Origin of the sequence: Pseudoalteromonas sp. Angola-30 (assembly GCF_028599215.1) — a bacterium.
Taxonomy (GTDB): domain Bacteria; phylum Pseudomonadota; class Gammaproteobacteria; order Enterobacterales; family Alteromonadaceae; genus Pseudoalteromonas; species Pseudoalteromonas atlantica.
This window is the reverse complement of record NZ_JAQREI010000003.1, coordinates 360,331-380,420: the sequence shown is the minus strand read 5'-3', so window position 1 is coordinate 380,420 and position 20,090 is coordinate 360,331. Positions and strand designations below refer to the sequence as shown.

Genomic DNA, 20,090 nt, shown 5'->3' with positions numbered 1-20,090 from the left:
ATAATCCTTATACTGCCTATTTAGTCCCAATCAAACTTGTAGAGTAAATCAACATTTTGATTTAAACCACTGGTGATCTCTACATAAAATTGCGAAAGCAGCTGATAGCGAATAGCAACCTCGCTGAGCGAGTCAAATACCCCTACGCTGTATTTAACTTGTAAGCTAGGCGCTACATAGCCCGATATTTCAAGCTTAGTGTTATCGCCAGAGCCCGTTGAACTTAAGCTTACATCAGATAAACCAATGGTTTCGCCAACTTTAGATACAACGCCTTCACTGCGGCTCACCCCTTGTGAGAGCAATAACTGAGTAAGCATAGCATCGCTTGAACTGTCGCCCTCGCCTAGCGGCTGCCCATTGAGTAAATAGGCCAGCGCTTGTGCTTGATCCATTGCCGGCTCAGAAAATACTTTTAAGGTAGGTTGCTCAACGTTACCAGTAAGTGTAACACCTGCCACAACATCGTTTGCTGTGGTGTCTGGATTACGTATGGCTTTAATATTTAAAAACGGTTGCTCAATCGAGCCACTAAACCCTATTTGCCCAGTACTAATAATTAAATCTTGGCCAAAAGCTAAATACGTACCATCGATTAAATTTAGCTCGCCGGTGGCAATTATAGGGGCGCCCTGGCTCATTTTGATGGCTAAATCGCCCGCTATTTTCGACTCAAGACCAAACGATTCTATTTTTACATCGTTTTTAACAATCACTTTTAAATTTACATCGTAATCAAACGGCACGTTTTCTGCCGTTTCAGTTTGTTGATCAACAATAATCTCATCGTCGCTCACTTGAACGGCGCCCTCTGGCAGCTCTTCAATCATTACCCTGCCATAAGGCACAATCACTTCGCCAGACAGCTTTAATGCATTATTTGCAAGTCCAATGGTTAAATCAGGCGATACTTTAAACGTAACGCCTTGCTGCGCACGTACAAAAAACTGCTCGCCGTTAACGCTTACATTTACCTCAGGCTGGGCGCCTTGCCAATCTACGTCGCCGGTTAGGTTGATTTTACCGCCTTGGGTGTCGTTTAAATTACCTTTAATTGTGGCGGTGGTTTTATCAAATAAAATGTTTACGTTAGATTTTTGCAATACCACCGGCAATTGCTCACCTTCTAAATTAATATCACTGACATTTAGTTCACCATTTAATAGAGGGTCTTGCAAAGTGCCGGCAACTGCCACGTTTCCTGTTATATCGCCTTTTAATTGCTCAAGGGTTTCGAGAAAGGGATGTAAGTCTGATAGCAATATTTTATCTATATTAAGGTGACCGTTTAATGTTTGCTGATTTTGAATATCATCAATATTAATTTCGGTGGCTATTTTACCTAGCACACTTGAGCGTAAATCGGCCTCTAGCTTACCCGTTTGAGAATCAGTGTAGGCACTGACTTTTAGCGTCTCGATGGGTAATCTAAACCGGTCTTCCTCTGAGGTAAGAACAGCAACAAGGTCGTGCGCATTTAAATTAGCGCGAAGTGTTTTTAATGCGCCCTCGTTCCAATTTGCAGCAAAGTCGCCGCTTATATCGCCACGCGTACGCATGTTATCTGGTAAAAAGTGTTTAAGCTCTTCAAGCGCTAAATTGCTCAACGTGGCATTAAATTGGCCCAAGTTTTTAGTTTGCGCAAGGGTGTTAATACATAGCTCACTTTTGTTTGAGCGCCAGCAATGCGCACTCACATCAAAATCGCTGGTTTGGGTATTAAACATCACCGCAATTTTTTTACTATTACTAAAGCTGAGTTTCTTATCACTTAGCGTTATGTTACTGAGCGAGCTATTCCATACGTCATTATTGAGCTTACCGGTTACTTCAAGTTCAGCAGCGCCTTGCTCTGCATCTATGGCGGCCACCAGCTGATGGTCGGTTTTATCGCCAGTGGCAGTTAGCTCAATACTATTAATTACCTGATCAGCAACCATTGCTGAGCCTACGTTTAAGCTCACATCGGTTTGCCAATCTGCGGCTGTATCGAGCTGACCTTTAAGGGTGAGTTTATTAACGTTTATGTCGTTATACATAAAGTTATCGAGTAATAACGATAAATCAACGGCGGGGGTTAAACGGGGTCCTTTAACTTTTAAATCGGCCTTACCGTTTGCAACGAATGGCAGATTAGTTTGCTCATTTCCGGTAAGTGTTACTTTTCCGTCAACCTGCCAGGTGTCGTCAACTTGCCCGCTCAAGGTTAATTTATTGGCACCGCTACTTAAATACAGGCTGTCTATGTTGGCTTTTAGCGTATTGTTAAGTGTAAAGTTTGAGGCAAATTCAAGCGGTGTTTGGTTCAATGTACCTGCAAGTTGTGTATTATCCATTTGCAAGTGCCAGTTTTGCCCTTCGCTGTTAAAGCGCCCTTCTAGCTGGCCAGAAATATTACTTGTAAGCGCATCTGTTAAGTATTGTGCTTTTAAGCTATTTAACGAACCGATAAAGTCGGCTTGTATGCCCTTTTGCCAATTAACATTACCTTTAAATATTGCACTACTGCCGTTTGCTTTTAGGCTTAAGGTACTTAACTGCGCTTGGCTAAGCGAGCCGTTTAATTGCGTGTTTAATACTACCGCTGGATAGGCACCTAATTGGCTATGCGCTTTTAAACTTAGCGTGTAATCATCCGCATTACCCGAGGCTGATAAATCAACATTATTTACTTTTAGCTCGTTACTTTGAGCGTCAATCAACCATTGCTCAACTTTACCAGTAAGTTCAAACGGATAATTTTTTTGTTTTAGATTAGCCGTTGCCGTTAGATTTAATGGGTACTGACCAATCGTATGTAAATTTATATTTAAATCAGATAGGTCACCACTTAACGCTAAATTCGCTTGGTGCAAGTCGCTGTTTAACGCTACTTTAGCGTTTAATGGTAAATTACCTGCAAGCTCACTAGTTAACTCTGTATTTAATTGCCATTGTTGGTACTGCGCGCTAAGCGTTTGTAAGTTAACTTTTTCATCTTCCACATTTAATACAAGCGCTATATTTTCGATTGTGTGAGTTTGCTCACCTTGCTCAATATCCACCTTTTTAACGTCAAACTGCTCTACCCGTAAATTAAGGGGCGATGTAAATTCTATATCTGGTAACGCAGGTAGCGCTGTTAGCGCCTGGCCTGGATTAGCCGTTGCTTGATTAGATGAGGAGGCTTGCTCTTTAAGCTTTACCAATACATCACTAATAGTTAGGCTTTTTAATGCTAAGGTTGCATCTTCAGCTTTCGCTGCAAGGGTAAAGTTATTTACGGTTACATCAGCACTGGAATGATTTAATACAAATTTGTTTATTGCTACATTTTTAACGGCAATATTAAAGGGAAACGTAATTTTAGTTAATGGCTCTGAGGTGCTCTGTTGTGTGGCTTCGGGTGCATTGCCAAGGGCAAGTTTGATTGACCGCGCACTTACATTTTCAATACATAGGCCATCGCACTGCCACCAAAATAAATCTATTTTAAGCTGCTGCGCTTTAAAATCTGTACTTTGGTTTTTAAAGCTCACATTAAACGGGTTGTTATATAAAAAACGCCCTTTTTTAATCTCGATATGTAAGCCGTCCACCATTTTATTGGCACTATAAGCAATAAATTGATTACCGGGCGCAGTAAATAACAAACAAAATATAATAACGGCAAGCGTGATTAAAACGCCGATGATTGCGGCGGATATTTTTTTAAATACTGACATTAAATTTCTGGCCCTATGGTAATGCTTAAACGTGTGCTTTTACTTTCTTTAGTAAGCCCCCATGCATGGTCTACTTTTACGGGGCCAATGGGTGTTAAATAACGAAAACCAAAGCCTGCGCCCACTTCAAAGTCGTCCGAAAAGTCATTTGTGGCGGTACCGCCATCAACAAATAAAGCGGCACGCCAATTTTGTGCAAATTGGTAATTGTATTCAATAGTACTGGTTAGTAAGTATTTACCACCGATTAAATCACCGTCTTCATCTTGTGGAGAAATAGACTGATAAGCAAAACCACGTACACTTTGATCACCACCGGCATAAAAGCGCAGCGAGTAAGGGACGTTTTCAATATTATCGACCAGCATGGCGCCCACGTTTGCTTTTAAAAAAACTAAATGTTTATCTAAATAGGTTCGCAGCCACGCATGCTGCAGCTGCACCCGCACTAAGTTTGTGGTTGAAAGTACATCATCTAAACCAAACTCAGCCGAAATTAGCCACTGCTCACCCCAATAAGGCGTTGTGCCTCCTTTTGACTTTTTACGGGCATAGCTAATACCGGGCATAAGCATTTCGGTGTTTTCTTCTGGTTCATCACCGATGCGATATGTTTCTTGGTCACGACGTAAAAAGGCCGTGCGTACCCATTTATCTTCAGTTAACCATTGGCGCTGCAGTTGGCCGGTCAGTATTTCACTGTATATGTCATCGGCAAGTTCATCTTCTAACTTGTAACCCACTGATAAACGCCATAAATCGTCGTTAGGGTCATCTACCGGAATGGTGTACGCCATAGAAATATCTTGCTGTTTCTCAGCTACATTTAAATTACTTTCGAGGTAATGCCCGTCTTCTGTGATCCAGGGTTTACTCCATTTAAAACGCACTTTCGGGCCCAGCTCGGTATTAAAGCCACCGCCTACTTCGTAGCTATTAGCAGGTTTGTGTAGCACATCAATATTTATAGGCACTTGTCCGTTGGCTCTTGCTGGTATATCGGCATAAATACGCACGCTTGCAAAATACGGTGTGCTTGAGAGCTCAAGGTTATAATCGGCAATTTGTGTGGCTTTATAAGCTTGCCCTTGGGTAAAAGGTGCAAGTGAACGAATGTATTTTTCTGCGGGGGTTTCGCTGGCAATGATTATATTGCCATACGTGTAGCGCACGCCGGTATCTATATTAAATGTAATAACGGCACTGTTTTTTTGCACTGATACCGCAAGCTTTCGTGCTGGCCATTTAGCATCAAAATAGCCTAGCTCTAATAGCATTGACTCTATTTTTTTATGAGCTGAGTCGTACCTGCCATGATTAAGAATATCGCCCTGGGTTAAATTTAAGTTTTTAATAACGTTTTGTAATTGCGAGTCGTTTTTACCCTCACCATTAAGCGTTATATTAATAGCTTCTATGCGCGTTGCAGGGCCGCGCTCTACTTTAACGATAAGCTCTTTGTCGTCTTTATCAAACTCAATGTCTACCGTTGGGTTGTAATACCCCAGCGCTTTAATACTGCTTTGCACTTGCTTTTTGGCATAGCGGCGCAAGGTTCTAGTGGGTTTTTCGCCAACCAGTTGTTTTAAATAGAGCTCAACGTTACTTTCTAACTCGCCACTAATCCCTTTAATTTCGTAATCTTCAATTACCCTTTGCTCAGCGCTGGCTTGAGTGCTTATAAAAAAAGCTAAAAAAAACACAAAACGTAATAACTGTTTGAACAAGTAAATATCCTTACTTTTTATTCTTTAAAATTTAACCACCAATGAGTTGCATACTACCATAGCCATAATGAGCAACACATTAACTTAATGGTAATCTTGCACCAAATTTCACTCCCTTTTAAAGCCTATAAAGTTAAAATTAATACGCTTTAAAGCAATATTTTGGTTACAATAGTGGCTACGAATACAAAATTAATTTTAAATGAGTTTTTAATGCAATTCCCTGATGATGATAACGGCCAACTTTTAGCCGAAATAGCCGCTGCTGGCGTTGATTTAAGCAAAATGCACCAAATCGATTTTTTCATTTTATTTGAACAACAAGCTGATGCTGAAAAATTTGCCAAAGAAATAATCTCTGATGCATTAGTACAAAGCGCAAACGTTGAAAAGTGTAAAGACACTGGCGTGTGGGAAGTGATTACTCATGTACAAATGGTGCCAGAGCACACATTGCTTGGCCAAGCAGAGCAATACCTTGAAAGTATTGCTAATAGTTACAATGGCTATGGCGATGGCTGGGGTTTAATGGACGAAGACGCCGCTTAACAAAAATCAGTTAAGCTTAGCCGCTTAACTGATTAGCTTTTCTAAAGCTGCCAGTGTAATCAAATAATTTATCAGATACCTTCCAGCCATACTTTTTACTTTTACGCGCGATAACAAAATCGGGGTGCACTAAATCATACTGTGCCTTAATTACCTGCTCAGCACTTTTAAATTCGACAGGCGCTTGCCCCTGTCCTAAGCGTTTACCAAACTGTTTATTAAAAATATACTGCCCGCCTTTACTGGCAAGGTTATATACCTCATCGCAACTTGCACCATCTTCATCAAAGTAGGTTATTTTAATTAAATCATCTTTAAGTTTTACCACTGATAACCCACTACAGCGCAGTACTAAAGCATCTTTTAAATTAAGGGCGTTACGTAGCTTGTCGTCGGGGTCGGCCATTACTGCGCCGCAATCATGGCATTTACGAGCTGCTATATCGTTTTGAGCGCCGCATTGTTCGCACTCTTTAAACCTAAACCGATAATCGCATTGCTCTTTATGGCCTTCGTCATCTTCTAATAAACCTTGGCAGCGCCTGCCAAAATGCTCAACTACTTTGCCATCAGAATCGGTTTTTCCCCAAAAAATATTTGCAAACCCACACCCAGGGCAAAGCACTTGAACGGGCTCATTATCGCTATCACCTTTTTTATCGCCCACCTCAGGGTGAAATAAATCAAAGCCGTTGCCTGCGTAATCTATAACTAAGCAGTCTGTTTTTCCTTCATTTAGCCTAAGCCCACGGCCAACAATTTGCTGGTATAAGCTAACCGATTCGGTGGGGCGTAAAATAGCGATAAAATCGACATGCGGCGCATCAAATCCGGTAGTTAAAACAGAAATATTAACGAGGTATTTTATGTTTTTTTGTTTAAATTGATTTATTAATTTATCGCGTTCTGCATTTGGGGTATCGCCAGTTATAAGGGCACTTTGCTCTGCGGGTAAATAAGTTAAAATTTCTTGCGCGTGCATCACCGTTGCCGCAAATATCATCACGCCTTGGCGGGTTTCACTGTATTGTATTACCTGCTTCAGTATAGCTTGCGTTGCGCGCTCGCTATTTTTTAAAAGCGCATTCATGTCATCAGTCGTATATTGACCAAACGCATTAGTAGCCAGGGACGAAAAATCATAATGACTAATTGCCGCGTCCACTTCATTTGGCGGCGTTAAGTAATTATGTTTGATCATATACCTGAGCGGTAATTCAAATATACAGTTTTTAAATGGACTTTCTTTATTACCTTTTACAAAACCATGGTAATGATGATGGTATATCCACCCCATTCCTAATCTATAAGGTGTGGCCGTTAAACCCAATACTTTTAACTGAGGATTATATTCTTTGAGCGTATTTATAACCTTTCCATATTGGCTTTTTTTATCACCATTTACTCTGTGGCACTCATCAATAATAAGCAAAGAATAATGCTCATTTAATTTATTTAAATTACGCGATAAAGACTGAACACTGGCAAAGGTAACTTGGTGGCTGAGTGATTTTTCTTTTAACCCTGCTGAAAATATACTCGCTTCTAAACCAAAACTTTTATATTTTTGTGCGTTTTGTTCTACCAACTCTTTAACATGTGCAAGCACCAAAATTTTTTGCTTAGCAATTCGCGCAAGCTCTGCAATAACAAGGCTTTTACCCGCACCGGTAGGCAGTACAATCACGGCAGGATCATTTGTTTTTCGAAAATGTAAAACGGTGCGCTCTACGGCCTCTTGCTGATACGGCCTTAATTTATAGCTCATGAAAATAGTAAATAGAATAACCAGAACTGCAGTTTAACAAATACTAAGCGACTGCGGGGAGTTTAAGGTAAGTTTTGGCCAATTAAATCTAGCGTACAAAGCGTAAGCCTTAGCCTAAGGTTTAGTTATTAAGTTATACGCCATTAAAAAGAGAAGCCGTGGCTTCTCTGTTACTTTATTAAGCTAGGTGCTTTTGTAAATCAACACCTTCAAACGCTTTAGGGCGACGACCACGACCGGTCCATTCAATCACTTCGCCATCTACTTCAATACGATACTTAGCTTTTACTTTAGTACGTTTATCTGCAGTACCGTCTTGTAAATCTTCTAACGTAAGTCCTTTTTCTTTTAAAAGATCCAACACTTCCTGTTTAGCTTGTAGCTGCTCAGTATATTTTGCAATCGCATCAGTGATTAATTGTTGTGCTTTTTCTAGCTCAGTTAATGATGCTGTTTTAATAAAAGATCGAACTTCTTTCATTTATATCTCTCTTGCTTGTTGGAGTTAACTTTTTAGTTTCAAAGCAAGTATAAACCCAACAATATATTTTTACCATGAGCAATTTTACTCCATAGCAAAAGGTATAAAAGCAAATACTTTAGCATGAGAAATCAGCATAGAATAAGTATAGTAATGGACTTTAATATCAAATAAAAAATATTTAACCTCTATTAATTTTTTAATAGAGGTTAATAAACTTATAAAGTTAAAGTCTATTTATCAATTTTTACACTACCACGGGTCATCTCTCTCATTGCCTCCTGGCTTAATTTTTCTTGGTAAGCAATTTGTTCAGGTGTTCTACACACTCTTGTTGCAATGTTGCTACCTGTGGTTTTTTCGAGTTTACATATTTTGCCATCGCTTTCACTGGCGTTAAGTGCTGCTGCACTAGTGCAACCTGAAGCTAAAATTACTAATAATACGGTACAAAGATGTTTCATTGTTTATCCTTAATTTAAGTGTGTTGAGGGAGTATGTCATAAGCAATTGTTACTCGTTCCATTTCACTATTTAGGGTATTAGTCCCATGCCAAAAATAGGATGGAAATTGAATAAGTTTGCCTTCCTCTGGTTTTAATGTTGTCTCAGGTAAAAGCTTAGTGTGCATATTAAATCCTGGCTCACCTAGCTTTAACCACCCTTCTTGGTTGGTTGATTCAGATATCAGCGTGGGTATAGATACATAAAATGGTGAACTCATCCAACCTTGGCTGTGATAATGATTTTTATGAAAACCTTTACCTTTCAGAATTACCGACCATGAATCAGTTACTTTAAAATCACCAACATTTCTTTTTAAAAAAGGGTGTTGATTATCTTTTGGAAGCCTTGATAAAAAGCATGACGTTAACTCGTATAGCTCCTGCTTAAGCATTTTTAGTATCGGCAGTTGATAATCAAATAACTTTTCTGCGGTTTGAGAACCATTCACTAAAGATTGCTCTAAAGGATGGTTTTGATAATAATGATACTGTTTTAACGAACCTTTAAGCTCAGTTAAAAAATCATCTATAGAAGCAAAGCCAGAAGGTGTTGCTATTTTCTCCTGCATAACAAATAAATCATAATTGCAGTAATATGAGTACAGCTCGCTTTTTAGTAATCTCAATGCTGTATTTTTAATACACAAGTACTCTTGGTTATATTCGTCTTGATTTAATAACTTATTTATAATGTTCAATGCGTGATCTGGTTTATCTATCGCAATATAGCTTTTGGCTAATTCTATGTACGCGTGATTATTCTTAAACCTATTACTGGCAGCTAAATGGGTCTCTAAAGATTCATCAAATAAGCTGTTTTCACGTTCGTAATCACCCACTATAGAAAACGCTTTTTGTGGGCAATTGCTTTGAGAGAGTATTTGCTTTGCTATTTTGTAAGCCTCAGTTTGCTTACCCGATGTATAAAGCTTTTGTGCAAGCTCAGCTTCCAGTGCAGTATTTTTTCCAGTTATTTTTAAAGCATGGTTATATGAGGATAAAAAACCAGAGTCTGCAGTTTCCCATAGCATTTGGTTTAGCCAATGATGACTGTCTAAATCTAGCGGGTTGATAGTTGTTAGTTCTGTATATATTGCTTTGGCTTTTTTAAACTTACCGGCTAAGTGATAGCAGCTGGCCATATTTTTTTTAGCTTCAACTAAACCAGGGCTTAATTTTAAGCTTTGCTCAAAAGTTATAATTGCTTTATCCCAAAAGCATAAAGCTTTTAAAGCCAACCCTTTACTATTGAGAATACTAGCATCAGCACCAAAATTGCGAATATAATCATCTGTGAGCCTATCGACCTCAGTAAACTTCTCAAGCTTTAAGTCTGTTTTTATTTTTGCACTGAGAATAACTGCATTTTGAGGGGATAGTGTAAATGCTTTATCAATGTATTCTTTTGCCTTAGTAAATTCATTCTTTTTAAAGTACAAAACAGAGGTATTATAAAGTGTTTCTATATCGTCACTATATATAGCCAATACATTTAAATATTGTTTTATTGACTTATCAGGTTCACCCAACAAGTTATATAATTTTGCTTTATTTACATTTAAATGAAAATGACGTGGACTTAGTTTAATACCTTTTTCAATCTCGGCTAAACATAATATATAATCTTTTTTCTTTTGGTATGCTATAGATTTTAAGTGATGAAGGTGCGCTACAATACTCGATTCATTACTTTTAATCGAATTAGCAATTTTTAATGCCTTAAGGAGATTATTATTATTAATTTCCTTAAGGATTAAGTTGCTTACATCTTGAAATGACATGCCTTGGCTTTGCATATGTTCTCTTAAATAATAAAAAGGCCGATAATATACCGGCCTTAGCATTAAAGCTTATGCTTAGAATGAAATAGTTGTACCTACAAAGAAGTTACGACCGATGTACTTATACAACGTAGTATCTGTATTGGCATCATCATAATCGCTGTAATATGGAGGCTCTTCATCTGTTAGGTTATCTATACCACCACGTAACGAAACATGCTCGTTAAGTTGGTAAGTACCACTTAGTGTATGTGATACAAACGAGTCAGCTTCTGGTGAATAGTAATCCGCAGGGTCTCCATCAAATAATGCAACTGATTCTGTAACAAGCGAATCTACATACATCACTTTGTATGAAACAGTCCAATCATCACCGGCTGCACGTAAGCTTACATTATGTTTCCACTCAGGAATTGAGCCAGAACCACTTGATGCAACACCTACGTAATCTTGAATAGGCTCACCAGCAAACTCTTGTACTTCCCATTTAGAGATGTAAGAAGCTTCCCAATCAGCTCTCCACGCTAAGCCAGCAGCGTCAAAGCTATATTGAGCGTTGAAATCTACGCCCGATAGGTTCCAAGTAGAAAGGTTTTGATCAAGTGATGGAGTACCATCAAAGTTACCCGTTGCATCACGTACAACACCTTCACAAAGTGCAAAAGAACCACCTTGTCCACCTTCTTCACCCGCGCTATAACATTTATCTAGCTTAGTCGTAATACCAACAGAGCTTATTACGTTATCTACTTCAATATCGTAGTAATCAACAGTAAAGCTTAGCCCTTCAATTGGCTCAACAACAAGACCAACTGTAAATGTATCAGCAGTTTCAGGACCTAGGTCTGGGTTACCGCCAACAACCGCACGAAGTTGACCACTGTTTTGTGCAAACGTACCATCTGAAGGAATTAGGCCGGCTGCTGCATCAGAAGCACAGGCTGTTTGGTATCTAGAATCAAAGCCAGCACCACCAAAACCAGTACAAGGGTCTGTATAATTGGTGAAGCTATCTGACTGACCACCGTAAAGCTCACTTACACTTGGTGCGCGAAATGCTGTTGATAATACAGAGCGAAGCATAACTTCGTCTGTCATACGCCAAGTTAGACCTAACTTATAAGTAGTATCTGATCCAAATGTATCGTAGTCAAAGTAGCGAAGCGCAGCTTCTAAATCTAAAGACTGAACCAGTGGTAAATCATTCAATAGTGGAACAACAAGCTCTACATATGCTTCGTCAACTTTATAGCCACCAGAAGTTGGCTGTACAGCATTACCTGAACCGATACCTGATGAAGAGAATGCATCTGGTTGATTAAATGCTGATTCTTCACGGTGCTCTAGACCAAATGCAAAGCCAACAACACCAGAAGGCATTTCAAATAAATCACCCGAAATTGAAGCGCCTAAGTGGTGCATTTCTGTACCTGAAGTACCCTGATCGGTGTAACGCAAGTAATCGGCATCTGACTGTGAAAGCGCGCCTTCACCGAAGTAGTTAATACATGGAGCAGATGCATCGTTGCCTGTAACCGTGTAGTCACTAGGCGAACCTGTAACCGAGACACCTTCACAGTTTTCATTTACTGACGCTATCATTTTGTCTACGTTGATGTAGTTTTTAGAACGGTCAATAGCGCTATTTCGACCATATGTATAGAACACATTCCAAGCGTATTGATCAGCGATAAAGCCCTCTAAACCAGTTGTAAATTGTGCTGTATTTACTTCTTGCTCAAATACACGGCCACCCATTTCTGACATACGACGCAGTGGTAACATGTCTACATTGTCGCCAGGAGTTGCAAAATCATACAAGCCTGAGAATGGGTAAACTTCTGGATTTTGACTTAATACCCAACTACGACCATCTACACTGTATGTGTAGTTGATAGGCGCTGGTGCCATTTGTTGCGTTGAGGTACGGTTTGTATAGTACGCTTCTGCAAAAAAGTTTAAGTTATCTGCTAATTCATAATTACCTAACACGCTCACATTATAACGAGTTGCAGGCGTAGATAAGTATGAAGCAGAAGAGTAGTTATAGGTATCGTTGCCTTCGCCACTACCCACATATGTGTGATAGCCAGTATCAGTTGATGAACCGTTACCGCCAGGCTCAAACTGAACTCTTCTACCATCATCTAAGATTGCATTCATACCTAAAGAGTTACCAGAACCGGCACAAAAACGCTCACCGCCACTTTCAGCGTATGGACATGCTGAATAATCTCGGTCGCTAGCACGTACAGTACCACGGTCGTAAAAACCAACGTTTACAACAATATTACCTTTATCACTGCTCACACCAAAGGTGCTACTTAAGCTAGCTTCTTCACCGTCACCTTCACCTGTCTCTGCATAGCTGGCATCTAGCTCAAAGCCTTCAAAGTCATCGCGCATGATAATATTAACCACACCAGCAAGAGCATCAGAGCCGTAAACAGCTGATGCTCCGTCTTTTAAAACTTCTATGCGTTTTACAGCGCTAAAAGGAATGGCATTAAGATCCACGGTAGAAGATGCACCAGTACCTGAGGCAATCATACGACGTCCATTAACAAGTACCAATGTACGTGATGAACCCATACCTCTTAAGTTAACAGTTGCATTACCATTACCGCCATTATTTACAGCAGCAGTTAATCCGCCCGACTGAGCGGTAAGGTTTTGTAACGCATCGGAAATATTTGAAATACCCTGAACTTTCATATCTTCAGTAGTAATAATGCTCACTGGTGAAGCGCTTTCAAGATCTGCACGTTTAATTCGTGAACCGGTAACCTCTATACGCTCTACCTTTTCAACTCCCTCTTCAGCAGCAATTGAATTTGCTGAAAATACAGCTGTAGATGCCGTACCAAAAGCAATCGCTAAGCGCACCGCTTTTGAAACTTGGTTATTTAACATTGGATTCTCCCTGAAATAATTTTATTTATATATTTATTATTTTAGCCATTAAATAAATAGCTTAAGAAGTGAAAGTACCGCTTCTTTTGTGAATGTTAGTATCAATATATAAACATAGTCAACACATTAAAAACCAATAATTCACATCAATTTAAATATAATTAATATTAGTTTATTTCGATAAAGGGGACAAAAAATAAAGTATGAATATACCAATAACCGGAACAATGCATTTTTGAAAATAAAACGTAAAATACCTCTACTTATTTACATTTTTAAAGGTGTTAACAAGGTAATTTAAAATTTATAAATGACAAGGTGACCAAGAACAATGTTTAACAAGTCGCCAAAAAGTAAAGGAATCGGGAGCTGCAGCTCGTATGGCCTTTGGAATACCATCAAAGCTGCTAGATTATTAATGTGCAGAACAGAACAAATTTTAGTAATGGGGCTAGCTATTTGCGTCCTTTGTAAAGCGTTCCGATATATTCATTATTAGAGTCAACTAAAGCCTCTTTAAATGTTTTATCGCCTAACAATAACAACTGGCTAATATCCTGAGAGTTTAACGCCGCTTGCTTTAAGTCACTTAACCTAAAGATCAGCCCTTCGAGCTCTTGAGTAAATAATTGATAAGCGCGTTCTAAATCAATTTTCCTATTATTCAAAATAAACTGAAAAAAGTCGGGATACCGTGTTCCATTAACTGCGTGAGAGTGTACTTGCCTTTCAAGTTGGATAAGGTTATTTATTGTTTTTATCAAGCTATTGACCTGAGCATTATCATCTTTTTTCAGCTCATCAATTAGTTGCTTTAAAGGAGTTAACAAGTCACTACGTACACGTACTGCAGACTCCAATATAAGCACATTTGGTTTAACTATATCTGAATCTATTTCGTGGCAAACAATTTGATATAACCCACCCGGTTTTAATACCCTAAATAATTCAGAAATGCTCTTCGAAAGCTCACTGTATTCAATTGCAAATTGAGCCACTATCGCATCAAATTCATTATTTTCAAAAGGTAAGGACTCTGCACTTACATCTGATAAAATACTAGAGTCGGGCACGCCTGTAACGCTCTTTGCCACTGTTGCTTTATCAATACCAATAAAGCTCAGCTGATCTTTACAACTATCGTGTATAAGCTGTATCAGTGCACCATTGCCTGTGCCTATGTCTAGTATTTTACACTGTGGACTAAGCTCAGTAGCAAAACTTGTCCAGCTCTGCTTGAGCTTGCCTGTATAGTTTTTCTTAATATCCTGCCCAAATGAAGTTAAATACCCTTGAGACCAATACTCACTCCAATAATTTTCCATAAAAAATCCCCATAAAAAAAGGGCTGAATAAATTCAGCCCTATATATCAACCTGTTTCTAATTAATATTAGAAGCTAATTGAGTAGTTTACACGGTAATCACGACCAAAGTTGTTGTAAAGGTCTTGGTTATCCCATGTACCAGCTGAAGAAAGAACTGGGTCTTCGTCAGTTAAGTTACTTACAGTAAATGTTACAGCGCCGTAAGGACCTGCATTGTAGCTGTAAGTTAAGTTATGGATTAACCAGCTGTCTAAATCACCTGATTGCTCGTAGAAACCATCGCCATCTTCATCAACTTCAGTTTCAGACGTGCTTGCTGTGTAAGTAGAGTTCCAAGATACTGTATGATCATCAAGTGACCAAGAAATTGTTGCTACTGACTTAAGATCAGGTTGGCCAGACCAACCAGCAGTGTCTTGTACAACACCACCCACTTCAGAATCGTATGAAAGTGTTACACTGTTAACATTGTTAAAGCGGAAGTCACCAAAATCAGTCTCTACGTTTGCATTAATAGTGAAATCAAAACCTTCGATTTCAAAACCAGCACCGTTAAAGTAAGAAGTACCTGCTTCGATTAGCGTACCTGAAGCAGAGCGCTTAAGGTAGAAAGTTTCATCAGACGTATCTGTATCAACACCTACTGCAGTGATTAGGCCAGCAGCCTCATCAGATAATAAGCCTTGTAGAGATTTAGACTGAATAACATTATCAATAGAAAGTTGGAAGTAATCTAACTTAAAGCTTAAGTTATCGTTTACATCCCATGCCACACCTAAGTTGATGTAATCTGAAGTCTCTGCCTCAAGCTCTGAGTTCTGAGTATAGTATGTGTTGTACTGACGTGATGTAGTAGAACCGTTATTATAATCGATTGCAGATTCAGCAGAGAATGTACGTGCTGCATTAAGTAAATCAAGGCCTGGTGCACGGAACGACTCAGAGTAAGAACCACGAATCACTACGTTATCAGCAACCTGCCAGCGAGCAGATACTGCTGGAGCAACGTTGTCACCAAAGTCAGAGTAATCATCGTAACGAGCTTTTAAGTTCACTTCTACTGTATCAGAAACTGGTAGTACTGATTCGAAGAAAACAGCTGTCACATCACGGTCACCCATTGAAGAGTTACCAGCAGAGCCACCGATTAAGCCAGCTTCAGATTGACCATCGTAAATATCTTCGTAAGTTTGTTCAAAATATTCAACACCTACATAGTGAGCAACAGCACCACCTGGTAGTTCAAATAAGTCAAAACCTAAACCAGCAAAGTATTGGTCAAAAGTAGAGCCTGAGTTTTGTAACGTAGTCGACTTCATGTTGGCAATGCCTTCATCAGAGCCTAAATCGATATCGTTAGCTTCGTTGTATGCTAAACCACTGTAAGAAAGGTAGTACTCACCTACAGATTTGTTATCTGCTTTATTGTGGTGGTAGTAAACTTCCCAAGAAGCGTTGTTCCAATCTAAGTCACCACGTAAACCAGCTGTTAAATCTTGGTTGTAATCATCTACGTTACCATCACGTGTACCAATACCTACCCAACGGAATAAACCATATGCACCGTCTTCACCGTATGGGTTATGCGGGTTATCAGCTGCCATGTTTTCCCATGCTGCAGCCGGTGGAGCGTAACGACCAAATGAAGAGTTTTGTACAAACATTGTTTGAGCAAAGAACTCTATGTCGTCTGTTAGCTCGTAGTTAGCACTAACATATAATGTGTTACGGTCAATTGATGCTGTGTTGTAAGATACATTAGCGAATGCATACATACAGTACTCAGAACCTGGGCCCCAATCTTCGTTTGCATCAACGCGGCGGAAAGTATCTTCACCGTATTCAGAGATTAAATCATCACATAAAAGTGAAGCTGACGCTGTAGAAAAATCAGGTGAAAGTACAGTAGCGCCAAAGTATGACCAACCTACAGTATCTGCAGTGTAAGCTTCAATGTCGCCATCACCGTCTAAATCACCAAGCTGAGCTTTAGTGTAGTCACGGTCAGCATCTGAAATACCTTTACGAGATTGGTGATCGAAAGAGAATGTAATGTTACCTTTATCGTTTGAAACACCACCAACTACAGAAAACTCTGTAGAAGTAGTACCTTCATCTTGGTCACGGTGACCCGCGCCAATGTTGAAAGTTAAACCTTCAAAGTTCTCTTTCATAATTACGTTAACAACACCTGCCATTGCATCAGAACCATAAATAGAAGATGCACCTTCAGTCATGATATCGATACGTTCAACAGCAGCCATTGGAATAGCATTAAGGTTAGCAGAAGCACCACCTAATGTTGGTGAACCTGGGAAACGGCGGCCATTTAAAAGTACTAAAGTACGACGTGAGCCAGCACCACGTAAATTGATAGTTGCTTGAGATTGTGCTGAGCTACCAGAACGCTCTGAGAACGAACCGAATGAGTTTAATGAACTAGAACGTAGTGCATCTGCAACTGTGTAGTCACCTTCTAGCTTGATATCAGCAGAAGTAATAGATACTACCGGAGAAGCACCCTCTAAATCTGTACGTTTGATACGTGAACCAGTTACTTGGATGCGTTCTACTTTCTCTGCAGACTCTTCTTCTGCAGCAAATGAACTTGACGAAAATGCAGCTGTTGATACTGCACCAAATGCAATCGCTAAGCGAACTGCCTTTGAAACTTTATTATTTAACATTTGATTCTCCCTGGGTCACCACTTGTTAGAAGCGACTATTATTTAATTATTTTTTGTTGTCACAGTTTGTTAACAGCGACTAAACTAAATACTAAACAAAAAATATCTAAAAGCCAACTACTGTTAACCAAATATTAATTAAAAAAGGGTTTTTTATTGTTTTTTAGCTTAGATGAGGAATAACTGTACAAAAATAAAGCTAAAGCGTAGATTATGCAATCAAAAATTGCATTAATAGGTACAAGTTAGAATAGTTCGAACTGTTTTAGCTCGAAACTGTTTACGTTAACGTTAACAAATTGCGTAACCATTTCTAATAAAGGTACAATTTGTTTGTCTATATACAATGGGTAGTCGTAGCTATGCAGCCCTTGATACAGCTCAACACCGTGGGTTGTGTAAACAAATGTAACAAATTCACCTCTTTTTAGCGTAAATTCACTATTTTGTTTCTGAAACTTTTTTACTGCTTGCACATGTGGAGGGATATTTTTTTGATAGTCGGTTAAGTTTTGACCTAAACGTTTTTTAAAAACCAGCAAATGATCAAATTCGCCGCGTAAAAGTTTACTAATGTAATCGTTTACAAGGTCATTTATTTGCTCTGGTTGCTCAAAAAGGAGGGTAAATAAATCAAATTGGAACTGTTGAGCCAGTTTAGTCCAGTCACTTCTTACGGTTTCTAAGCCTTTAAAAACCAATTTTGATTCATCCGGCTTTATTAACTGCCCCACATAGCGTTTTTTAGACCCCACACTTTTACCTCTTATGGTGGGTAAAAAGAAGGGGCTGTAAAGCGATTCAAACTCTATTTCTAAATGGCTAGTTAAATTATGTTTAGCGTGTATGTTTTGCTGCCACAATGTGTTTATGTGTTTAGCTAACTGTTTACCTATTTTATTACACGCCTCAACACTTAAATCATCCGTTAATTTTACAAAGGTCGAATCGGTATCTCCATAAATAACACTATAACCTTGCTCTTCAATCCACTTTTTAGTTTGCAGCATTATCTCATGGCCACGCAAAGTAATAGAGCTTGAGAGTCGAGGGTCATAAAAACGACAGCCTTGTGAGCCTAATACACCATATAAACTGTTCATTATTATTTTAATGGCTTGGGATAGCATTAAATCGTGATTATCTTTTGCCCGCTGGCGCTGTAGCGCTAGGCTTTTTATAAGCGCTGGTAAATGGTGCTGCTCTCTTGAAAATAATGCGTTATTAAACCCTTCAATACTGTTTTCAGGGTTTTCAATTCCTTCTATTAGTCCAAGCGGGTCTATATAAAAGGTTTGCATAATACTGGGGTACAGGCTTTTAAAATCAAGCACGATGACATTTTTATACAGCCCCGGTACCGACTCCATAACATAACCACCTGGGCTTTCAAACGTTAGCCCATGGTCGCCCATATTAGGTGCTACATAACCGCTGCGATGTAATAAAGGCAAATACATGTTTACAAAAGCCGCCACTGAGCCGCCGCGCTTTTCTAGCTCAAGGCCTGTTAATTGTGTCCGAATAACAGCAAAATCGAGAAGTTTTAGCTTATCGAATATTTTATTAACGAGAATGCAGTCTTGACGATTGTAGTTAGCGAGCGCGAGTTTATCTTCATTAAATTGACGAATAATTTCTTGTAAGCTGTTACTAGATTCAATTAATTTAGACTCGCCTAAAATTTCTTTAGCTACATTAGCAAGTGAAAAAGTTTCAAAACTATAAGTGGCATTTTTTAGAGTATCAATGCCATCAATTACACAGCGCCCGGGAATAGAAACCCTTGTAAAATGGCCTTTTCGAACATATAAAGGAAGGTTTCCTCTTCCTAGTAATAGTTTTACCCCCAGTGCCACAGAGCGCTCATAAATAACTGCAAAATCAAACTCAATAACATTCCACCCAATAATAATATCTGGGTCGCACTGCTTAATAAGTGTTACAAGTTGCTGTAATAGTGCAACCTCGTCTTCGCACCATATAATAGTATAACCAATCACTGGGTCGTGATGCTCAGGCTCTCCAATCATGATTACGCAATCTAAACCACAGCCTACCAAGCCAATAGAAAACAACACCCCACTTTCATTGCACTCTATATCAAGTGATAGCTTAGAAAGCACAGGCGTATAGTCAGCGTTGTTTTTTAATTTAGCATCTAAAATTTCAGTGTAATGTGCATGATCCACTCGTTTACCCGTGATCCACGCCCCGCCTTTAATAAAGCGCTCCATTAAATAGCGCTCAATGGGCCTTATATCATCTTCATAGAGTGTAATACCGCGACTTTTTAACGCTTTGCTCGCGCTATAAAAGTGTTTGAGTGAGTAAAAGTAACAGCCACACATATCTTGCTGCTGAAAGTTTTTAAGTGAAAGAGGTTTAATTAAAAAGTTTAGTGATTCGGCAGATAAAATGGCTTGAGCTGCTTTTTCATCTGAGTTTTTTATAAAAAATAGTGCGGTTTCATTCTCAGAATTTGTCTTTATTGGTCCATTATCGGTAGCAAACCAAATTTCATATTGTAAACCCTGAGCGCTATCGTGCGCTTGTGCAGAAAGTACAAAACCAGATGTTAAATACACTATCAATAAACCTTACTTATATTTTGTTTTTCTACTTTAGGGCCATGAACGTTAAGGAT

11 protein-coding genes are annotated in these 20,090 nt (G+C 39.0%); 1 reads left to right on the top strand and 10 read right to left on the bottom strand.

Annotated elements, in window-relative coordinates; genetic code table 11:
• Positions 1–20 precede the first annotated feature (20 nt).
• Together tamB and PSH54_RS07005 are read right to left on the bottom strand one after the other, a co-directional pair.
• On the bottom strand, positions 21–3,704 hold the full coding sequence (gene tamB / locus PSH54_RS07010; RefSeq protein WP_273605777.1) for an autotransporter assembly complex protein TamB: 3,684 nt from the start codon (positions 3,702–3,704) through the stop codon (positions 21–23).
• On the bottom strand, positions 3,704–5,407 hold the full coding sequence (locus PSH54_RS07005; RefSeq protein ID WP_443197768.1) for an autotransporter assembly complex protein TamA: 1,704 nt from the start codon (positions 5,405–5,407) through the stop codon (positions 3,704–3,706). Before PSH54_RS07005 ends, tamB begins: the two co-directional genes overlap by 1 nt.
• A gap of 237 nt (positions 5,408–5,644) precedes the next feature.
• On the opposite strand from PSH54_RS07005, the gene PSH54_RS07000 reads away from it, so the two are divergent.
• Positions 5,645–5,980: a ribonuclease E inhibitor RraB gene (locus PSH54_RS07000; protein ID WP_024033700.1), complete on the top strand. Its 336-nt coding sequence runs from the start codon at positions 5,645–5,647 to the stop codon at positions 5,978–5,980.
• 16 nt (positions 5,981–5,996) lie between these two features.
• On the opposite strand, the gene PSH54_RS06995 is transcribed toward PSH54_RS07000, so the two are convergent.
• The 8 genes from PSH54_RS06995 to PSH54_RS06960 form a co-directional block, all read right to left on the bottom strand.
• The gene (locus PSH54_RS06995) at positions 5,997–7,748 is read right to left on the bottom strand and encodes a DEAD/DEAH box helicase (protein WP_273605775.1); all 1,752 of its coding nucleotides are present in this window, start codon (positions 7,746–7,748) and stop codon (positions 5,997–5,999) included.
• A 178-nt stretch (positions 7,749–7,926) separates the two neighbouring features.
• The gene (locus PSH54_RS06990; RefSeq protein ID WP_004585960.1) at positions 7,927–8,229 is read right to left on the bottom strand and encodes an H-NS histone family protein; all 303 of its coding nucleotides are present in this window, start codon (positions 8,227–8,229) and stop codon (positions 7,927–7,929) included.
• A 233-nt stretch (positions 8,230–8,462) separates the two neighbouring features.
• Positions 8,463–8,693: a hypothetical protein gene (locus tag PSH54_RS06985; protein WP_138684595.1), complete on the bottom strand. Its 231-nt coding sequence runs from the start codon at positions 8,691–8,693 to the stop codon at positions 8,463–8,465.
• Positions 8,694–8,707: 14 nt separating this feature from the next.
• Positions 8,708–10,531, bottom strand: coding sequence for a putative 2OG-Fe(II) oxygenase (locus PSH54_RS06980; protein ID WP_273605774.1), 1,824 nt, complete (start codon positions 10,529–10,531; stop codon positions 8,708–8,710).
• A 60-nt stretch (positions 10,532–10,591) separates the two neighbouring features.
• Entirely contained in the window at positions 10,592–13,429 is a 2,838-nt protein-coding gene (locus PSH54_RS06975) for a TonB-dependent receptor (protein ID WP_273605773.1), read from the bottom strand.
• 455 nt (positions 13,430–13,884) lie between these two features.
• Positions 13,885–14,754: a class I SAM-dependent methyltransferase gene (locus PSH54_RS06970; protein ID WP_273605772.1), complete on the bottom strand. Its 870-nt coding sequence runs from the start codon at positions 14,752–14,754 to the stop codon at positions 13,885–13,887.
• 67 nt (positions 14,755–14,821) lie between these two features.
• A complete protein-coding gene (locus PSH54_RS06965) occupies positions 14,822–17,443 on the bottom strand; it encodes a TonB-dependent receptor domain-containing protein (protein WP_064386740.1) in 2,622 nt (873 codons plus the stop codon).
• 245 nt (positions 17,444–17,688) lie between these two features.
• Positions 17,689–20,031 (bottom strand): DNA polymerase II, encoded by a 2,343-nt coding sequence (locus PSH54_RS06960; RefSeq protein WP_273605771.1) that lies wholly within the window; start codon positions 20,029–20,031, stop codon positions 17,689–17,691.
• Positions 20,032–20,090 lie beyond the last annotated feature (59 nt).